This is a genomic window from uncultured Tateyamaria sp., from assembly GCF_947496075.1.
In the GTDB taxonomy this organism is placed as follows: domain Bacteria; phylum Pseudomonadota; class Alphaproteobacteria; order Rhodobacterales; family Rhodobacteraceae; genus Tateyamaria.
Genome location: NZ_CANMBJ010000002.1, coordinates 1,189,061 through 1,208,212, shown reverse-complemented (window position 1 = coordinate 1,208,212; position 19,152 = coordinate 1,189,061). Strand labels below are relative to the sequence as shown.

Here is a 19,152-nt window from a genome sequence, read left to right as displayed (position 1 = left end):
TCCAATTTTGAAGGGCGGCAGGGAATGCCTTGCCGCCTGTTTTGTTGAATTTGAGCATGAATGGGCACGGATAACCAATTGGGTGTGTGGGATTTATTTGGTAAGTTAAAGTGAAATTCCAAATGATCAGAGGGCCGTAATGCTGACATTGACCCAAGCCACCGAATTGTTGGCCATCACCTACGAAGTCAGTCCCAACGAGCTGCAAAAAACCCGACAAGAACTGGGCCGTATGGGGCTTCTTCCTTTGGCGTCCGGGCGCGACATCCCGCAGGCAAACCCGCAGCGCATGGCGGTCCTGTTCATGGCTCTGACTGGCGCGCGGCCTGACCGGATCGGGGAACTTTTGGATTTAAGGCGCTATGACGAGCAACCGGGTGACAGCGATGACGCGACCACCTTGGCGGAAGTACTTGGGTTCAGCTTCATGGGGTTAATGAACAACCCGGAAGAAGGTCTGGACCTACACCTGAACGCGTCCCTGTCCGGTGATCTGCGGGTGACAATGACGCACGGTGCAAAAACCTGTATGACGTTCGGGGAACCGGGCGCGCAAGGGGGGTACATCCGGTTAACAGGTTCGGTGTCGATGATGCCCCTTGCACTGTTCTGTGACGCCGCACGCGCTCTGCAACCGCCCTATAAGGTCAGCCGGTGATTGCCCCCCGCCTTCATAACATGCCCGCGTCCTTGGACGTGCTGCGCGGTGCTAAGGAAATCGCTGACTTTCTGAACACCACGCCTGCACGTATCTATCGGCTTCACCGAGAACGCCGCATCCGCACCTTCATGGAAGGGGCCACGATCTGTGCGCGCAAGGCCACCCTTATGGCAGACATCGAACGACAAGAAGCTACAAAATGAGAGTGCTTGCACTGTCTTTCCGCCCCCAAAAGCGCAGGAAGCTAACTTTGCAAAGTATTGGCGAAAGATCAAACGCCAAATGTTTGTGCAACTTCTCTCCTCAATAGCTGAAGGTTCTCATCATCAATTACAGGGTGGATTTCATCATCGCTTGAAGTTGCAAGCTTAAATGGAAGATTGTCCGTCCATAGACTTGCAATCCTGCCTTGAGCGACGGGCCATAAAACTAGCATCATCTCTGGTTGTTCGGCCAGTAATTTGGCAAAGACGCGGTCGTGAACATGCTGATCCAACTCGTTAACACGCTGTTTGAGCGGATTTCTAACCTCTATCGATCTGAGGTGAACTAGGCCTTGGTTATCAATTATTATTTCAGCAATGAAGATGTGTTCATCAAGCTCGACCAAACTGGCGTAACGAGTTATCACAAAATTGGGCTGAATCTCGGAAAGAACTACGACTGAATAGTTCAGCCTTTGAAAGCCTGCAGCACTGGCACAGAACAACTCGTACCAGCCTCCGAACCTGAAGTATTCGAACGTTTCGTCGACTAGGGATAGCGTGAGTAGTCGACTTATTCTGGAAAAGACAAAGCGGGTCGTGTCATCCACTTGCGTCCCTTCCTTCATTCTTGATTCTGAGATCAAGCCATCGAAGGTACTTATGAAATTGGGATCAATAAATAAGTCCACCCCGGACCCACTTAATCGTATCGAGAAGTTGTCAGTGCTTTCTAATCGGCAATTGAATGAGTTGCTCAACAATTCGAAGCCCTGACCTTTAGGCCTTACGATGGAAATGATAAACGACACATCATCTGTTCCGTCTTGATCAAAATAACTGTTGAGGGCTTCCAGAGCAGGTTCCAGTGAGAATTCTTGCGCTACCTTAAGCGATTGCTTTTCAATAATTTTTAGCCCGAGTGTTCCTTTCAACACGCTTCCAGAAAACGAAGCCAATATCCCGTTTTGAGAGATAAGCGTCTTGCTCAGAAAGTACTGTTGAGAAAAACTACGTATGTCGCGTCCAGCGTCTGGAAGCAGAGGTGTTGCGATAGTACGGCCCTCGTGATCAGATGCGTTTCGCGTAATCAGGATGTCCGAAATTTGGTAAAAGCTATTTTTGCCCGTAACAGATGCAATGATAGTCACTAATCATACGTTCCCTTGTTTGACGAAACACCGTATCTCAAGCTGATCATAGAAGATACCGGACGGTGGGTTTCTTGCGAAAGAGCGGCCTGCTAGCGCAACGTGACCTAGGTCGCTTAGCGATCAATGTCTGCTTTGGGCTGCGAACGGTCAACTGACTGAAGCCGTCGGATGTCGGCAAAGAGCTCATAGTAACTGATGCTGCATTGCTCACGAACGTCCGCTGTCTGCTCAGTCCATCAACTGCTCATTGCGAGTAGATGTGATCAATTGCGTCAAAGCCTCTGGTTCAGAATCCTAACCAATCAGTAACTTGGCCAATCACTAGAACAACAATTATGAATATGGCAGCCTGAAAGAAGTCATCGATCCTTCCGCGTATTGCCTGAACATCGCGAGAGAGTTTTGCGACAGTCTTTTCAACGTCTCTTTCAAAAAGCTCTATATCTTCCTCGAGATAATCATCTTCATCTGGCTCATCCCGACGACTAGCCGTCCTGTTTGCGAGACTCGGCGACCATTCTAGCAATACCTCTTGAAGTCGTGCACGCGTGAAGCCGCTTGAGCCCTTCGAAGTGCCATAAGCGCTTTCACCTTCATCTTTACTCAGGATGGCATAATTGTAGCGGTGACTAGGCATGCCAGCGCCCATGCTTTCATAGTCAAATTCGTAGAGATCAGCGAAAATATCCAAGCGCGCCGAACGAACTTTTCCGGCCTTTATAGCTTCAACTAGGTCGTCGAACTTTTCCCGTGATAGCAACAGTTTCGCAAAGACCTGAGAGCCGTGATGGTACTCACCGTCACTGTGGAAATGGATTCGGCCCGTTTCTTCGCTAAGCCATCCTTCGTCTGGCATATCCTCTTCATCGCGAAGAAATGAGAATTGGTCGATAGTGCTAGTCTTGACCAAATTTTTAAGTTCTGTCGGATAGATCGACACATCGAGCTGCGAAAAGACTTCGTTCGGATTTTCGTCCAGGGTGATTGAGTGAAGTCGACAGTTGTCCATCGACCCAAGGGCACTAATGTACTCTCGTGTCGAATAACCGGTCTCGCTCTCTGGCTCCTTTTCGTCCTTCAATTGCCACGAGGTTTCGTTGAGCACAGAAATTCGGTCCAGTTGGACGTGAATGGAATTTGGCCTCTTTTCAGCCGTCCCTTCGTGCTGCTTTCCGTCTAGTTCGTAGGTGTAGGCGAGCGTGGTCCCATCTTTCTTTTCCCAACTAGTTGTATCTTTGAAATCGCTCATTGCAGTACCTCTACGTACAAATTATTCCACAACACTAGTTCGATACAGTCGAAGCATACAGCGCCGATCTTTCTGAGGCCGCGTGAAACCAGACATTGTCTCTCAAAAATCGAATGGCAGCTCCGTCGCGCATTGCCGACCTCAAGCAATGCATCGATCTCGCACGTGCGGCGAATGGCTGGTTCGGTGAAGCTGCATCGCGGCAACGGCGACCTAGATGGAAGTCCGGAATGGGCCGACAGTCGTAACTGGTCCGATCTGATGGGCACCGCAGCCACACGCCACCGTTATGGTGTTCCAGATAGCAATAGCGGGCGCGCATTATGCAGCCGCCCGTTGGTAATTGGGCCAGTCAGCACTATCCAAGCGCCGCTTAATGATCGCCCGCGCCACGCCTGTTTCCATGTGGGCTGCATTCACGGAACGGTAGGTCACCCCATCAATGCAGACACCTATAAGGCTTGGTTTTCCGCATTTGCTGGCGCGCTTGGCCAGTGACGCATCGGGGGATGAGTAGGACGGGAAAGACGGGCTTTTGCACCGTGTTTTGATTGTGGTGATGTCCCATCCCGTTGCGCGGCTGGCGGCGGAAAGCGTGGTGTAGGTCGCGCCGTCAATCCTCACTTCCACCGCGTTCTTGGCCAGCGCGCCGCACCGTTCTTCCTTTGCTATACCTTCCCCTATCACATCTGGGAAATTGGAAGATTTTGCGCGGCTGATCATGCCGCCCACGGTGATCCTTTCCGCGTTTGCTGCGTCGCTCATCGTCTCATACTCGACACCATGAGCCCAAACGCGGGTGCGCTTCACCGATTGCTTTTCTTGTTTTTCAATGGTGCCGGTCAGGTCAATGTAGTCGGGAAAGTTGCTGGAACGCAGCCGTTTTTGGAACTGGCCCGGTGTCAGATCAAGCGCCGCCACCGCGCCCAGATGGCTTTCAAATTCCACGCCATCCACCATGCAGGCCTTGAAGCGGGACTTGCGCGGGCGCTGGCCTTCATCGGTGTAGTAGTAACCTTCCCACCCGAACACGACGTGTTTATGGATCAGGCGCGCATCTTCCCCGGTCTGGCGGGCGGCTTCTGATAATGACGGGAATACACCTGCGGGCACATGGACTTCCTTCATGTAGCGCCCCAGAATGCCTTCCTGCGTTTCCTGTTGCCCTTCATCCACGTAATAAAAACCGGGCCAGCCTTTGCCGATCCGCTGCGCAATCGCACCGCCAGATACACCGATGGCGTCCGCCGCTTCCGCCATTGAACCGTAAGTGACCCCATCAGAGACCACAGCGCGTGCAATGGGGTTGTCCGCGCCCCGCAGGGCAAAGTGTCCCCTTGTGCCATCACCACCGTCCGTGCGGTTCGCCAGCGGCCCAGCGTCCAGTTCCTTACGCCCGATCATGGCGATAAGGTCAATTTCCAAGTCCAGCGCGGCTTGTTCATCTTCAAAGCTGTCCACAATCGAAAACTGGACATCAAAGCCCCGTTCTTGATGGATGCGGAAAATGTGGGCTTTGCGTTCGTTGATCTTCTCAGACGGGGCGCTGTGTTGCAGCACGCGCGCGCCTGTGCCTTTGCCAACGTAGAAGGGAACAGGTGCGCCCAGATCGTTGCGCCAGATGATATAGGCATACCACCGCGCAAGTGATGGAAGGGCTGCAAGGATGTCTGTGCGGTCCTGTGGTTGAATCCCAAGTAGGTCAGGCCAGTCCACAGTGGTCCATTGTTCATGACGGGTCATCAGATCACGCCCCACAGCTTCAAGCCCATGACCAAGATCAAGATGAATTGCGCCACAAAAATCCAGCCAATCGGGTTCAGGGTAGAGGCGTTTTCAAGCGCTGGAATTTGCGTGCGGCTCACGCTGGTAAAGATCACCGCCTGATAGGCAGCCGGGTCTTGGGATTCAGCCGCCAGATCAGCGCTGGCCTGTCGCACGCGCGCATCCTCGCTGTTCATTGCTGGGTAGAAGATCATTGTTCAGTTCCTTGGTTCGTTACGTTGGTCACACTGGGGACATTGGAACGTGCATGGGTGCGTTGAAGGGGAAAGCGCTGGATCAATCGTCACTTTGACAATCATCCGCAGTGCGCCCATATCGACATTGCTGATCGGGCGCACCGCGTTGGTCACACATCCGGTTCCTTTTGGTTCAGTGTCCGGTCAGCGCCTCAACTGTCATCAGCATTGTATTGGCAGATGCCAGCGCCACGTTCTTGGCCTGCGCCATGGTCATGATTTCAGCCGCGTCTGGTCTGTCGGTCATGTCACCAAACCAGCCGGAAGCCATCGCATCTTCTTTATGCTCAAACACGGTTGCGTGGCGCAGGGTCACCCCGTCCATTGTGTCAGCGTCCATGAACTCGCCATCATCATAGCCAAGGACAAAGCCTTCATCTGGCAGGGCTGACACCGCCGCCACAGCCGCATCCATCAGGGCTGCGGTGTGTGTGTTGAACGTGTGTGTTGAGGTCATCATAGTCATTGTCATTTCCTATTGGGTTACGTTGTGCCGTCATTGGCAAGACCGAATTAGGCGACGTTCCCAAGCGAAAACAATATCCTATTTCCATCACCTGACGACGCGTTGTCACGCAATGCAAATGTGAATGAATTCAATCACTTGTCCGAAAGCAGAAAAAAGATGACGTGGCGTCACGCAAACATGAAGCGGCAAGCCATGACCGGGGGGGGATCAAAAATCTGCGGGGATGGACGCCGACGACCGCCCACCCAGCGAACTACAAATTTTTTGAAATTGCAAAAAAACACACGGTTCCAGAAAAGATTGCCGTTCTGTGCATTTTTGCTATTCTGTCGGTGTCGATTGATCGCCCCCCTGTGTTTCGGGCCGAAGACATCACATCCCAAAGGGTCGCGGGTTTGGTTAGCCTGTGACCCTTTTTCAATTCCGGGCGCGCTTTGGGCGGGAATTCGGGTTAGCAGTTGCAATTCCGGCAATAAAAACAAGCGCTTGACCTGTTTTTGATGTTCTGGAATGCTGGATGCGTCCCGGTGTTTGTGGTTATCCGCCGGGATAGGGTGGCCACCCGCACGTATTGCAGAATCAATTTCAATCGGTTTCGTTCATTTTCGATAGCCACGCCAATGAACTGACACGGACCAGTTGAAGCCATGGCTGTTTTACTCTCTCTTATCGACCCGAACCCATACCGGGATTTTGACAATTACCCGATTGACCAAGATGCAGTTGCAGTTCTGGTCACATCCATCAATGAAACCGGCTTCTGGGGCGGGGTATCAGGCCGCAAGGTTGGTGACCGCTTCCAGTCCGCCGCTGGCCACCACCGCATAGAGGCGGCGCGCAAGGCTGGGCTGGACCACGTGGAAATGAACGTCCGCGATTATTCAGACGTTCAGATGGTGGCCATCATGGCTGATGAAAACCTGACCCAGCGGGGAAACGTGGTGGCCGCAACACTGGACAGCGTTGCCGCAATCACGCGGCTTGTGGCGACGGAAGTTCTGTCCGGGAAATTTCCCAAGCAGACACACAACCGCTTCATGTCCGACTTCTGGTCTGAAGGCGTCGGGCGCAACACGATCCTGAACCACCCCGCAGGCAAGAACCTGAAAGATGATGGGGTCCGGGCTGCGGTGGCCACGTTGAAGGCGTCTGGCCAGATGGCCCGGTTGATCCTACGCGCGGCGCAGGATGTCGATGCGGACGCCGAAACCATGGCCAAGGCGCAAGCGCTGGTGGACGGTCAGCCCCAGACCTATGATGCGCAAGCGGCAACCGCGTTCAATGTCCCGGCGCATGAAAAAGCATTCCGTGAAGCCATGCTGACGCCCGCTGCGCAAAAACACGTCCCAGTGGAACAGCACGTAGCGCTGGCGGAACACGTTAGGAATTCAGTGGACAAATATGCGGGTAGGCTTGGCCGGTCAGGTTCATCATTGGACGTGATGCGCGCTGCGTCTGAGGTGGTGGCGCAGGCGGCGGGTATTCAGCGTGACATTGACCACCAAGAAAACGAATGGCTTTTGGACCAACGTAAATCCGAAAAGTTGAAGGTTCTATGCCGTAGGGTCAGGCACAGTTTACTTGAAGCAGAGGGTTCAATGCAGGAACTGGAAAAGCTGATTAAGGAATGGCCGGAAGATCAGTTTATGCAACTGGACCAAATGGCGCTGTTTCATGCACAGACCAGCCACAAAATATTGGGCACTGGATTAGAGCGACTGCGCAGCGCAGAAGACGCCGATGAAGCGCCAATTGAAGTTAACCCCAAACAGCTTCCTAAGTCGTGATTGATCAATCCAGATCGGGCGGGGGCACGTTGTGCTTTTCGCACCAGTCTTTCAGGGCGCTGTAGATATCCTGTGGTCCGGGGGTCGCGCGCCAGCGTTCCAGTTCCGCCAGCGCGTCCCGTAGATCATCCGGGCAGAAGGTGGGCCACTTGGTCTTCATAGTGCGGTCCTTTCACTGGTCACAAGGCGAATATGACCGCGTTTTTGTCCTGACAAAACAGGGTGAGTCAAAACGCCCCACCAGCACCCCAAACAGGGACATTTTGAACGGACCTAATAAAGGACAGATAGAAGGACAGACAGGCCAAAAAAACAGCGTAAGTCATTGATGTACAACAAGCTATGAAACCCTGTCTCTCCGCCACTAAAGGTTCGACGAGGCCCTTCTCAAGCACCTGATAGTGATGTTGAACTCGGCGTTTTCGCGCTGACGGCGGCTCTCGGTCCGCTTGATTTGCTGCACATTTTGCTACACAATTTGCTGCACAAATGGGGGATTTATCCGCCATGAGCATCGCGAAACGAGGCCGTCTCTACCACCTCCGCCGCCGTGTCCCGCGCCGGTATCGGGGCGTCGATCCGCGCGAAACCGTCTGGATCAGCCTGCACACCGACTCGGAGACCATCGCCCGCGGCAAGGCGGACCGCGCGTGGAGCCAGATGATCGAGGCGTGGGAAGCGCGTCTGGCCGGGAACAGCGCGGATGCTGACGCCCGCTACGAAGCCGCGCGCAACCTGGCTCGAGCGCGGGGCTTTCGGTATCTGGATGCTGGGGCTGTCGTCCAATTGCCGGTTAAGGATGTCGTCGAGCGCGTCGAGGCGATCCCTGCGCCTGCAAACCAGCCCGATACAGTGGAAGCCGCCGCCCTTCTCGGCACCGTCCCCAAGCCCCGCATCACGGTCACCAAGGCACTGGAACTGTACTGGGGCCTCGCCAAGGAAAAGACCCTCGGCAAGAGCGAAGACCAACTCCGCCGCTGGGAAGCACCCCGAAAGAAGGCGGTGAAGAACTTCGTCGCGGTCGTCGGCGACAAGGAAATCGCCAACATCACTCGTGACGACATGCTGGACTTCCGCCAATACTGGCTCGACCGGATCGAGGCGGGCGAGGTCACAGCGAACTCGGCCAACAAGGATCTGATCCATCTGGGCGACGTGATGAAGACCGTGAACACGATGAAGCGCCTTGGCCTGGCGCTGCCGCTCGGCGAGTTGTCCTTCAAGGAGGGCGAGAAGCAGACCCGCCCGCCATTCAGCGAGGACTGGATCAGGACGCGGCTGCTCGCCCCAGGCGCGCTAGACGGGTTGAACGGTCAGGCCCGCGCCCTGCTGCTCGGGATGATCAACACGGGCTACCGGCCCTCCGAAGGCGCAGCGCTCACGGCGGACACAATCCGGCTCAATGTTGACGTGCCACACATCTCGATCGAACCCGAGGGACGGCAATTGAAGTCGCACTATGCCCGCCGCGTGATTCCCGTGATGGGGGTCTCGCTCGAGGCCTTCAAGCAGTACCCGGGCGGCTTCCCGCGTTACCGCAATCGGGCAAGCCTCAGCGCGGTCGTGAACAAGTTCCTCCGCGCCAACGGCCTGCTCGAGACGCCGCGCCACTCGATGTATTCCCTGCGCCACACCTTTGAGGACCGCATGCTTGCCGCCGGGATCGACGACCGCATCCGCCGCGACCTCTTTGGTCACCGGCTCGACCGGGAACGGTACGGCAAGGGGGCATCGCTGGAACACGTTGCCACGCTTGTCGCCCGCATCGCCTTCTGAGCCAGCAACGCCCGCGCCCGGCGCTGCGCTTCCGACAGTCGCCTCTCCTTCTTCACGGCTGCGGCCAGTTCTGCCTCCAACCGCTCGAAGAGCGGCGCAAAGGCCGCGTCCTCCGCGACCAGCATCGCCACCTTCACCAACGCCGCCTCGATCCGCATGGTATCGACCGGCTGGGCCGGATGCATGCGAGACGTTGAAGGGCGTGCTGACAGTGTCATGCGAAATAGCATGGTTCGGCGCGTTTGGATTGTGCAGAGCATCAACCCGCTGCTCGCAAAACGGCTTGCCATAGCGTGCAGATCGGACAGTTGGATTGTCGAGCGCTCCAGCGTCTCGTGATGAATTCGACCGGCGACCGGCACACCTCAGAGCGCTGCTGCCGTATTTCGAATCAAGCCGGTTCGGTCGGCAGCATTGGCTCGCTGGGATCATGCGAAAGATCACCTGATACGCCGCTTGGGAGAGCCGCCAAGGAGAACGGAAGGGGATGGCAAGATAAAGCGAGTTCCTCGCCGGCCGGGCCTATGGCCCTAAGCTGTTGTCTGCACATGGGGTTTTGGCGTGCCGGGTTGGCACGCGGTGCGGTGCGTCGGTGCCTGACGCTGCCATTTACAGAGCGTTTCCAGCATGTTGCGCCGTGCCATTGTGCGGCGCGGCTCCGTGAAGCTGCGCCGTGGCTTCTCTTTGCACGCCACGCCGCGACGACCCTCGGACGCCCCTTGATTCCCACGACGCGCCCCCCAATCGTCACCCCATGACCCGCGACGAGACCGACTTCCGCATCCGCCCCGGCAAACCCCGGGATCGATCCCAGAGAGCTCCAACCGTGCGTCGTCCGGCACGGGGATTTCTGGCCGATGTGCACCGGGCGATCCGCCAGGCGGGCGGCGATCCCAACAGGCTTGCCGGGAAGAGGAAGACAAGCGGACGGTTCAACGCCCGCGGTCGGGGTGCGAAGGTCGCAGCAGCGTTGAAGGGCCGGAATCCGTGGTCCCGCGGCTTGGACGGGAGCCGAACGCGGGCCCGCCGGGTGACCGTGAAAGCGCGGATCGTGAAGCTGAACCCGCAGCGCGGTGCGGCGCGCGGGCGGTCTTTTGTCAGCGCAAAGGCGGTCGATGCGCATCTGCGGTATCTGGAGCGCGATGGTGTCACGCAGGACGGCGAGAAGGGTCAGGTCTATTCGGCGGATCAAGACACAGCCGACGGTCGGGACTTTCTTGACCGGGGTCGCGACGACCGGCACCAGTTCCGCTTCATTGTTTCTGCGGAGGACGCCATCGACCTGTCCGACCTGCGCGAGACGACTCGCGATCTGATGGCCCAAATGGAGGCCGATCTGCAGACGCGCCTCGATTGGATCGCCGTCGATCACTACAACACCGGGCATCTGCACACACACGTTTTGGTCCGCGGCGTGACCGACAACGGCAAGATTCTGAACATCGCGGGCGACTACATCGCGCACGGAATCCGTGAGCGGGCGAGCGAGATCGTGACGCTGGAACTGGGCCGCCAGACCGAGCTGGAGGTGACCGACCAGCTGCGCCGGGAGGTGGAGGCGGATCGCTTCACGCGGCTAGACCGGATGCTGATTGCCGAGCAGGAGGCCGCCAACGAGTTCGCCGATCTCCGCCCGGATCACGACACGCTGGAGACAATGAAACGGAACCGCGCGCTGCTGATCGCCCGTGCAAGGCGGCTCGAGAAGATGGGCCTGGCGACAGAGGTTCGGTCCGGCGAATGGCACATCTCCGACCGCGCCGAAGGTACCCTGCGTGCTCTGGGCGAGCGCGAGGACATCATCAAGTCAATGCACCGAGCGCTTGAGGGCAACGACCTGGATGAGACGCGCGGTACGTCCCAACTCGCCGTCCATCGCGACAAGCTGCGCGAACGGATCACCGGCCGGGTGCTGGCGCGTAACCTCGCGGGCGATGGAAATGGCGACCGGGTGCAGCTGATCATCGACGGTACGGACGGTCGCGTGCATCAGATCGAGCTGCGTACCGAGCGCTGCGACGGCATCGGCCGCGGCATGATCGTGGCCGCCGCGCCGCCGCCGACCGAGCCCCGCGCCGCCGACCGGAACATCCTCACAGCGACCGGGAGCGATGGCACCTACCACCCGTCCCGCCATATCGAGATTGCCCGGGAAGAGAAGATCTCACCCGATCCGGAGCGCTTCGTCGCGGCTCACGTGCGCCGCCTAGAGGCCCTACGCCGCGCCGGGATCGTGGAGCGCTGGAGCGAGGATTGCTGGAAGGTGCCGCCAGACCTGCCCGAGCGCGGGCTTGCCCATGACCGGAAACGACATGGCCCAGGCGCGCGGCTGGAGATGCTGTCACCGATGGGGCTGGACAAGCAGGTGTCCCATGACTGCGCAACCTGGCTCGACAAGGAATTGATGCGAAAGGGCAGCCCCGACCTGCGTGAAGCGGGCTTCGGCCTGGAGATGAAGCGGGCCATGGAACGCCGCAAGCAGGTTCTCGTCCAACGCGGCGACGCGCAAGACCTCGGCCAAGGCCGCATCCGCGCCCCGCGCGACCTTGTGCAACGGTTGGAGGCCCGCGAGATCGAACGCGTCGGCCGCGCCATGGCTGCGGAGCGCGGCCGCGAGTGGACCCCCATCAAACCCGGCACCCGCTTCGGCGGCGATCTCGTCGGCAGCACCCAACTCCCCAGCGGCCGTTTCGCCATGATTGACAATGGCTTGGGCTTCAGTCTCGTCCCCTGGAACGACGTTCTGGAGCGACGGATGGGCCAGCAGATTGCGGGAATTGGTTTGCCCGGTGGGGGTGTGGACTGGGCGTTCGGACGGAAGCGCGGGTTGGGGTTGTAGTGGCGCTTGGCCAAGGTGACCTGTGCTTGCAATCGGCAAAAGGTTGTATGGTCCCAAGTTGCCGCGTCCGGAGTAAGATCCGCCTCAGGATCGGTGCGCAACACCGAAGTGCGGGCCGTCGAAAGGGACCGCCCAATCATCCCCAAATTTTGCTTCGGGACTGAGCGATTGATCTGAAGTGGCTCGGTCTCCATCTGGCAGTTGCGCAATCATACACTCTCAGCTTTCACCACCACCTCCATGGCAAGCAGATCTGTATCTTCTCCCCGGAAGCTGCCGGTTACCGGAGCGACCTGTGATATGTTCCGCGCAACGGCCACCGGAATCAGATTGCCCGACCCCACCGACCTGTTCGTTGGGTCGAACGGGATCCAGCCTGCCCCGGGAACGAAGACTTCGACCCATGCATGTGTAGAGCCCGAGCCAGCAGATCCGAGCCGGTCATCACTGGGGTTGTAAAGATAGCCGGACACCAGACGCGCCCCGAAACCCAGCGTTCGGATAGCCTCGGCATAGAGGACCGCAAAGTCACGACACGCACCGTAGCCCCGGTCGAGGGTTTCGAGTGGTCCTTGCGTGCCTTCGCTCTCGCGGATCTCATATGTGATCTGCGCTGTGATGCCATTGCTGACGTCCTTGAGGAGTGAAAGCGTATCCGTTGGCCTGCGCATCACGAATTGCTCGACCCAGTTTGACAAGCGCCCTGCGTCGTCTTGGTATTGTGGCGCAGAAAGCGCCCCGAGATCTGTCCACTCTTCGGCGGAGTAAAGGAACGGGTAGGACGTCGCAGAGGCCGCGATCGGGAAGACAGGCCAGTCAGGCGCGGTGAGCATGGCGGTCGTGTGGGACCGGATCGAAAGCGTATCCGTTGTGACATCAAAGTTGGCGATGGCGATAGCGTTTCCAGCAACATCGTGGGACCAGTCGATGCGGGCCGTCGGCGTGATTTCAAGATCGAAAGCCGTCAATGTCAGGTCCCGCGTTTCACGAGGACGCAACATCAGCCTGTGTGATCCAAGGGCCACGACGGTGCGATAGCGATAGGTGGTCGTGTGTGCAATCGTGATCGTCGGCATGCAGCAGATCTAAGTCGACCGACCGCCAGAGCGAGACCGACCTTTGCTGACGCCTTCGGGCACTGCCGCGCGCCATGCTGTCGTGCCTTTGCATTTTGCACAGATGCGCTGGCCGAACCCTTCGCTCCAAAACGAAGCATCACAACGCAAGCAAAACCGCGGCTTCGGCACATCGCCAAGCGCGCGGCTGGGGTGATCCATCAGGATGTTGTCGACTTTTGCTTGCATCATATCCTCGCGTTCATTTGGTCCCTGAAATTGCATTTCGGACATCATACGGAAACGGATGAAGTGCGCGGTCGGCACGGCATCCCCTCATTCTCGGCGTCATGAATGTCCGAAGCGTCCCGCGAAGCCCCCTGCGCTGTTGCGTTTTCGGTCTCAGCGTCCGCGTTATCCATGTCAATCTGCGTCGTCAGCGATCCCGAGTAGAGATGGCGCAAATACGCCTCGGACACCCCGTCTGCCTGCATGACGAGTTGCACCATCGGATCGGTCAGCATTTCTTCGAGAAAGACCTGTGACAGGTCCTTGCCGGACAGTTTGTCTCTCGCACGGGCGCGGTCAAGATCGAGAAGCGACACAGACAAGCTCCGCGTTAATCCCGGATGGGACAGGCGTGGATGCAGATGGACCACGACAGAGGCCTTCCAGGCTTGAGGGTCCTTGTGATCAGGTGGTGAGGCGAGTTCTGTCTCGATATCATACTCACCGGCAGGAAGCGTTTCGTCAAAGCCGGGAAGTTTGAAAGGCCGATCAAAAACCGCGACGGTCTTGGTTGTTTGGTCGTCCATTGCGTTTGATCCTTTCACTTGAGCAGTCTTCCACGACATGGCGCAAAACCCGCCCCTTCCGTTGCATGCTTCAGGTTTTCTTCAGACCCGGAGTATCCTGTTTCGCGGCAGTGTCCGGTGCCTTGATTGCCGGTTCCTTTTTCGATGGTTTCGCAGGTTTGGCTTTCAGTATGGCAGCAGCTCTGGTCGTCAGGTCTTTGAAAGACATGATCTTCATCCTTTTTGGGTTTTCCGCTGGAATTTCCAAGCCTCGATCAAGCTCGAATTCTCGAATGCGGCTTATCTGTATATGTGTACTGATCGGCCCTTTTACCATGGCGCGGTGTCGGACAAGTCGGCGGAATGTGACCTTCGTAGGCCCCGCGGGGGATCATCTGGACGTCATACCAGGGTCAGGAAGGGGTGAGTCTCTCGGTCCTTGGCTTTTCCGTTCATTGTTTGCTTGCCATGAACAACCTTTGCGACATCTGGAGCGCTCATCGCCCGCATGAGAGCGCTATATTTCATGCCCATTTTTATCTCGGAGCCAACGGGCACGGCGGATTTGGCTGTGTCGACAACGGTGTGGTCGCTTGTCGCGCCGATGATCACAATTCCTGAGGGAAATGTAAGGCCGCTTGCGTCAGTGTCCTGCTGACCGACAGCAAGGATGGTTCGGACACGGAGGTCATCGTTCCGAACCAATTTGAGCATCCCAAGCTCCGGAGCAATTGACCTGGTCAGCAGCGGGCTTGGTTTGCGGCTTGTTTCGATCACCTCGGCAAAAATGGTAAAGGCGTCCGTATGAAGGCCAGTTATCGGATGCCCTGTCACAGGGTCGGTGCCCAGCAGGATCGCCTCACCCAAACGCAGGTTGTTGACCCGCCCGGTTGAAACTTCGCTGAGCGCCCATGGCAAATTGGCCGAGCCACCTCCTGACACAAGATCTACAACGGGTCCGCAGGCGCCTTCGACTTGGTCGGCCAGGCCCGAGAGCCTGGCTATGTCATCGCTTGTTGGCGCCACGTTGCCCATGCAGGCAAAATTTGCAGCGATGCCTTCGAGAGCAACACCGGGCGTTGCGATGACCCGAGCGGCGGCGTCTTCAAGGTCCTCGGGCATGACGCCTTCGCGCATATCTCCCATTTCGACCATCAGGATGACACCGTGCGACGTACCTTGATTATTCGCGGCTGCGCCCAGCTTCAGGATCGTGGCCATCTCTGTGTTGTAGCTCGTGTCACAAGAATTGATGACGTCTTCCATCTCGCTCAGCAGCGGTGCGCGGATCATTGAAATTGGGCAAGTGATCCCCGCCTGCCGCATCCGAACGACGTTTTTGATGCGTGCGTCTGCAAGACCGGTAACGCCACCTTCCAGCATTGCCTCGGCTACGTCAGGATGCCCACACACTGCCTTGGTCACGCCGGTGACCGAGATTCGACGAGCGCCAAGACGTCGGACGAGATATCGCGCGTTGGCCTGGATCTTGCCCAGATTAATTTCCACTCGCGGCGAGGTCATTCCGCGGCCGCGAGAGGCACGGGCCGCAACTGCGGAAACGCGGCCAGGACCATGTCGCTGAGGTGCACTTCCGGCCGGGTCAGCGCGTCCGTCACCGGAACGCCAAGATCCCTTGAAAGACTGTCAATCGCACGATCGACCTCGGTGCCCGTCATCGCTTCGTGATTGAGCGTGATACCAATCACCCGTGTGTCGGCAAAAGCTTCGATGAGGGCGATTTCGCTTTGCGGCATGGGCATCGGCATGGCGGGAAAGTCGCAGCGATGGGCGCGTTTGGGCGCATGTTGAAGAACAACACCGTGCGGCTGGCTGCCGCGCAGAATGAATGCCGAAGTGCAAAAGGCCGGATGGCTCAGCGCGCCTTGCCCTTCGATCAGGATGACGTCCGGATCATCGCCGCGAGACGCCGCGACAATCACGCGTTCCAGTTCCCCGCAGCAGAATTGCGGTGGCACGGCGTCCATGGCGATGCCGTATTTTGCGCCCTGCATAAGTCCCGTCTGGCCGGTGCCGACGAGGACGGTCTTGATACCACGCGCGTTCAGTTCCCTGGCCAGAATGGTCGCTGTCGTCCGCTTACCAATTGCACAATCCGTTCCGAGTACGGCAATGCGGATTGCCTTCACCTCCGACACGCTTCCGTCAAACAGTCGCATGTCCTTGCTTGGTCTGGGTTTGCGGATATCGCGGATCGTTACGTTGGCCGCATCTGCGGCGCTCGAGATCTCGGGGTCATCACCGAGGTATTCGTGCAGACCACTGACGATGTTCATGCCGAGTGCGATTGCATCCAGTACGATCTCTCGATCTGTAGGCGACATCTTCCCTGTAGAGGGGGCCATCCCATAGATCAAAGTGTTGGGGATATGCGCCTCTCGCGTAACCGCAGCCTCGAGGTCTTCGACAATGGGGATGTCGTTACTCACTTTGTCCAGCACCTGCCCGCTGTCGCGCCCTTCAAGCCGGCCGTCGATGACCGATAGAATGCGGTAGGCCTGGCTGTGACGGACAAGCCCATTTGCGGTCTTGCCGTCGATCTGACCGAAGTTCCCCTCACAATAGATAACCGCTGTGGGCACCCCTTTTGCTATAGCTTTTCTGCCGCAAGTTCGACTGGATGCGGATACGTCAGGTGGAGCTTGCGGGCCCATCTTGGATAGCCTTGCCGTCGGGTTTTCTGCAGTGTCCGATTCCATGATTATTCCTTTGCCAAAAGGGCTTATCCGGGGCCGATCACTTGAAGCGTCCGGGCCGGTAGCCGCGTTTCAATTTCGATTGCGCGCGCTAGTCGTTCAGGACGCAACGCCCCTGCGATCGCTGGAAATTCCTGTGGCATTCCCACCGGTTTCCCGATCTGTCGAGATGCGCATTCTCGGGGAGGTCGATTTTTGTGCAGCCGTCTTTGGACTCTGCAAAGCCGCGATGACACTTCCAGCCCGGGCCATAGCCTGCATCGTCGAAATATGCATTCTCCGGGACGATGACAGCCTCACAGATGTCATCGCGTTCGAAATAGCCCCGCTCACATGTCCAGGGCTGGCCATACGACGACGCGTTCAGAAAGGCATTGTCGGGAACCGCGATAGCGGCACATGTCTCACCTTCGACCTGGTAGCCGCGGTTGCAAAGCCAAGCGGCGCCATAGGAGTCGGCCGACAGATACGCATTGTCCGGCACAACAACTTCCAGGCAAATGCCGTCGACCTTAATGTAGCCGCGCAAGCACCTCCATCTTTGTCCTGAAGGGTCGAGATAGCCGCCTTCGGGCACGACGACCTCAAGACAAGCCGGGCCATCGACCTCCTGAAATCCGTGCAGACACTCCCAGCCCTTGCCGTAGGTCCGGTTGGTGGCATAGGCGTTCTCCGGAACGATGATGGCAAGGCAGGCATCGCCGTCACGCCGGTACCCACGATGACACTCCCATCCTTCGCCATAACTTTTGGGCTGCGCATTCGTGGGCATCGGGGCAGCCTGAGATTGGGCGAAAGACGGCGATCCGATTGCGATGAGCGCGACGAATGCGAGCGCGAGGAATTCCGCGGAGGCTACTGCAGAGCGGGACGACACCATTGCAAGCGCGCCTGCGATGCCCTTAGACGAAATAGGCGACAGTTTGAGGCCACTACGATGCATCAAGGTCGAGACCTTCGATGCATGCCTGCGCCAGATCACGGTTCGGGCCATCCGATCCGGGCATCGTCGCCCAGCCTGTTTCCATGACCGCGTCGCGCCGCTTGAACGAGGACGCCTCGCGGATTGTTGCGAGCTTCGCCAAGCGTTCATTGTCGGCGCGGGAAATGTCGAGGCAGAAGGGCACAAGCGCCGCGATCACTTCTTCCTGCGCCATCTTATTGGCCATCTCCTCCGCGCCGCCTCCGGTCATCCATCCGCCCCAGGAAAATCCAACGATGCCGACGAATGCCGCGCCAAGGAGCGCGCCGTAAATGCCGGGTTTAAGCCATTCGGGTGTTGTCATGTCTTGTCCTCCTGCGGAGAAAGCGCCGCTTCGCTGTCATTGGTGGTTTCCGGGAGGGCTTGATCACATGCGATGGCATGTTCCAGATCCTCCTGTGTGATCACTTGCATCGTCGTTTGACCCGCTTTGCTCCCGCGCCCCTGGACCATCAGATATGTCGCGATGCGCCGGTAAGCCTCGAAGCTGAGGCCTTGCATAAGCTCTTCCTCGACAACGATTTCATACGTGCCGGCCGCAAGCTCCCGCTGGCTGTCGCCAATCATGAAGTCGTTGGAAAACGTCACCATTGATCTGGTCGAACGCGTGAGCACCCCGGGTCTCCATTGAAAAAATGCTGAGCTTTCCGCCGTCGCCATGGGGGCAAGCGTCGAAAGGAACGCCTCGTTGAGGCAAGGCTGATAAGTGCACATTAACCGAACCCTCGCGGGGCGATGCTGATCGAGGTTAGCCCCCGTCCGGTCCTTTGCTGTCAGGGTGAGAGGGAAAGCCGTTCCGCGGCTTCAGACACCTGCTTGCAAGTCTTCGCATCCGTCGCACGCCGAAAGGAAACCCATGTCCGCCTCAGACGTCCTTCATCCGGATGGCAGCGACTACGATGCCTTCCTTTTCGCGGAATTGGGCGAGGACAGAACCGGTGCAGCCGTGACGGTCTTGTCTGCGCTTGCACGCCTTGACCTCGAGCCTTGGACCGAGGCGCGTGAGCTTGCTCGTCTGGGCCGGGAGGGTGCGCAAGTTCGGCTGACAACGCATTTTGAAGCGATTACCGACATTCCGGCGCTGGCGCTGGCAAGCGAGGGCAGAGCAGCAAAGCTGGTTTCATTGTTGCCGTTGCGTGCGCCGCTTCGCGTTCCGAAATCACTCGAAGCAGACACCAACAGTTTTCCAAAGCTATCGATGTCTTGGACAACGATTGCCCTCGTTGGAGTCGTGGTTCTAGCGTGGTTCTTCTATTTGGCTCAAACGGGCTAACCTGCGTCAGTGCAAAGACGCGATCGAACCGGTTAGGTGATGCATGTCTACCGCTAATTGGGTTGGCATTATTTTCGAGTACCTGAGGGGCGTGGGACACATGCAGTCTCCAAAGAGTCTGCATGTGTTCTGCGCCTCTTATTTCTCGGACCGTCCAGGAAAGGACATTCCC

At 57.7% G+C, this 19,152-nt stretch carries 21 protein-coding genes; 6 read left to right on the top strand and 15 right to left on the bottom strand.

Translation table 11 applies throughout. From position 1 onward, the window contains the following. Positions 1 to 139: 139 nt before the first annotated feature. Complete coding sequence (locus tag Q1A51_RS10025) at positions 140 to 658, top strand: hypothetical protein (RefSeq protein WP_299596601.1); 519 nt, start codon at positions 140 to 142, stop codon at positions 656 to 658. Between the two features lie 20 nt (positions 659 to 678). Beyond that, entirely contained in the window at positions 679 to 864 is a 186-nt protein-coding gene (locus Q1A51_RS10020) for a hypothetical protein (protein ID WP_299596604.1), read from the top strand. A gap of 68 nt (positions 865 to 932) precedes the next feature. Here Q1A51_RS10020 and Q1A51_RS10015 read toward each other — a convergent pair whose 3' ends face one another. The 5 genes from Q1A51_RS10015 to Q1A51_RS09995 form a co-directional block, all read right to left on the bottom strand. Beyond that, complete coding sequence (locus Q1A51_RS10015; RefSeq protein WP_299596607.1) at positions 933 to 2,015, bottom strand: hypothetical protein; 1,083 nt, start codon at positions 2,013 to 2,015, stop codon at positions 933 to 935. Between the two features lie 289 nt (positions 2,016 to 2,304). Next, positions 2,305 to 3,267, bottom strand: a complete 963-nt coding sequence (locus tag Q1A51_RS10010) for a hypothetical protein (RefSeq protein ID WP_299596610.1) — start codon at positions 3,265 to 3,267, stop codon at positions 2,305 to 2,307. 321 nt (positions 3,268 to 3,588) lie between these two features. Beyond that, complete coding sequence (locus Q1A51_RS10005; protein ID WP_299596613.1) at positions 3,589 to 5,010, bottom strand: hypothetical protein; 1,422 nt, start codon at positions 5,008 to 5,010, stop codon at positions 3,589 to 3,591. Further along, positions 5,010 to 5,246, bottom strand: a complete 237-nt coding sequence (locus tag Q1A51_RS10000) for a hypothetical protein (RefSeq protein ID WP_299596616.1) — start codon at positions 5,244 to 5,246, stop codon at positions 5,010 to 5,012. Before Q1A51_RS10000 ends, Q1A51_RS10005 begins: the two co-directional genes overlap by 1 nt. 175 nt (positions 5,247 to 5,421) lie before the next feature. Beyond that, positions 5,422 to 5,754: a hypothetical protein gene (locus Q1A51_RS09995; RefSeq protein ID WP_299596619.1), complete on the bottom strand. Its 333-nt coding sequence runs from the start codon at positions 5,752 to 5,754 to the stop codon at positions 5,422 to 5,424. A 650-nt stretch (positions 5,755 to 6,404) separates the two neighbouring features. On the opposite strand from Q1A51_RS09995, the gene Q1A51_RS09990 reads away from it, so the two are divergent. Next, positions 6,405 to 7,544, top strand: coding sequence for a ParB/RepB/Spo0J family partition protein (locus Q1A51_RS09990; RefSeq protein WP_299596625.1), 1,140 nt, complete (start codon positions 6,405 to 6,407; stop codon positions 7,542 to 7,544). Between the two features lie 4 nt (positions 7,545 to 7,548). Here Q1A51_RS09990 and Q1A51_RS09985 read toward each other — a convergent pair whose 3' ends face one another. Next, positions 7,549 to 7,704 (bottom strand): hypothetical protein, encoded by a 156-nt coding sequence (locus Q1A51_RS09985; protein WP_299596628.1) that lies wholly within the window; start codon positions 7,702 to 7,704, stop codon positions 7,549 to 7,551. Between the two features lie 347 nt (positions 7,705 to 8,051). On the opposite strand from Q1A51_RS09985, the gene Q1A51_RS09980 reads away from it, so the two are divergent. Then, on the top strand, positions 8,052 to 9,320 hold the full coding sequence (locus Q1A51_RS09980) for a DUF6538 domain-containing protein (RefSeq protein WP_299596631.1): 1,269 nt from the start codon (positions 8,052 to 8,054) through the stop codon (positions 9,318 to 9,320). On the opposite strand, the gene Q1A51_RS09975 is transcribed toward Q1A51_RS09980, so the two are convergent. Next, positions 9,239 to 9,538 carry a hypothetical protein gene (locus Q1A51_RS09975; protein ID WP_299197683.1) on the bottom strand — a complete coding sequence of 100 codons (300 nt, stop codon included), beginning with the start codon at positions 9,536 to 9,538 and terminating at the stop codon, positions 9,239 to 9,241. The genes Q1A51_RS09980 and Q1A51_RS09975 overlap by 82 nt on opposite strands. A 536-nt stretch (positions 9,539 to 10,074) precedes the next feature. On the opposite strand from Q1A51_RS09975, the gene Q1A51_RS09970 reads away from it, so the two are divergent. Further along, positions 10,075 to 12,159, top strand: a complete 2,085-nt coding sequence (locus tag Q1A51_RS09970) for a DUF3363 domain-containing protein (protein ID WP_299596635.1) — start codon at positions 10,075 to 10,077, stop codon at positions 12,157 to 12,159. A 209-nt stretch (positions 12,160 to 12,368) separates the two neighbouring features. Here the strand turns inward: Q1A51_RS09970 and Q1A51_RS09965 are convergent, their stop codons facing one another. From Q1A51_RS09965 to Q1A51_RS09930, 8 genes are all read right to left on the bottom strand, one after another. After that, on the bottom strand, positions 12,369 to 13,235 hold the full coding sequence (locus tag Q1A51_RS09965) for a transglutaminase family protein (RefSeq protein WP_299197712.1): 867 nt from the start codon (positions 13,233 to 13,235) through the stop codon (positions 12,369 to 12,371). A 272-nt stretch (positions 13,236 to 13,507) separates the two neighbouring features. After that, positions 13,508 to 14,029 (bottom strand): hypothetical protein, encoded by a 522-nt coding sequence (locus tag Q1A51_RS09960; RefSeq protein WP_299596639.1) that lies wholly within the window; start codon positions 14,027 to 14,029, stop codon positions 13,508 to 13,510. Positions 14,030 to 14,099: 70 nt separating this feature from the next. Then, on the bottom strand, positions 14,100 to 14,345 hold the full coding sequence (locus tag Q1A51_RS09955) for a hypothetical protein (RefSeq protein ID WP_299596642.1): 246 nt from the start codon (positions 14,343 to 14,345) through the stop codon (positions 14,100 to 14,102). Between the two features lie 65 nt (positions 14,346 to 14,410). Further along, positions 14,411 to 15,532 (bottom strand): alanine/ornithine racemase family PLP-dependent enzyme, encoded by a 1,122-nt coding sequence (locus Q1A51_RS09950; protein WP_299197765.1) that lies wholly within the window; start codon positions 15,530 to 15,532, stop codon positions 14,411 to 14,413. Continuing rightward, positions 15,529 to 16,611 (bottom strand): DUF1611 domain-containing protein, encoded by a 1,083-nt coding sequence (locus tag Q1A51_RS09945; protein WP_299596647.1) that lies wholly within the window; start codon positions 16,609 to 16,611, stop codon positions 15,529 to 15,531. Before Q1A51_RS09945 ends, Q1A51_RS09950 begins: the two co-directional genes overlap by 4 nt. A gap of 205 nt (positions 16,612 to 16,816) precedes the next feature. Beyond that, positions 16,817 to 17,668 (bottom strand): hypothetical protein, encoded by an 852-nt coding sequence (locus tag Q1A51_RS09940; protein WP_299599624.1) that lies wholly within the window; start codon positions 17,666 to 17,668, stop codon positions 16,817 to 16,819. Next, positions 17,658 to 18,011 (bottom strand): hypothetical protein, encoded by a 354-nt coding sequence (locus tag Q1A51_RS09935; RefSeq protein ID WP_299197790.1) that lies wholly within the window; start codon positions 18,009 to 18,011, stop codon positions 17,658 to 17,660. Before Q1A51_RS09935 ends, Q1A51_RS09940 begins: the two co-directional genes overlap by 11 nt. Further along, entirely contained in the window at positions 18,008 to 18,298 is a 291-nt protein-coding gene (locus Q1A51_RS09930) for a hypothetical protein (protein WP_299671265.1), read from the bottom strand. The genes Q1A51_RS09935 and Q1A51_RS09930 overlap by 4 nt, the downstream gene beginning before the upstream one ends. A 265-nt stretch (positions 18,299 to 18,563) precedes the next feature. On the opposite strand from Q1A51_RS09930, the gene Q1A51_RS09925 reads away from it, so the two are divergent. Continuing rightward, positions 18,564 to 18,980, top strand: a complete 417-nt coding sequence (locus tag Q1A51_RS09925) for a hypothetical protein (protein ID WP_299197818.1) — start codon at positions 18,564 to 18,566, stop codon at positions 18,978 to 18,980. Positions 18,981 to 19,152: the final 172 nt, after the last annotated feature.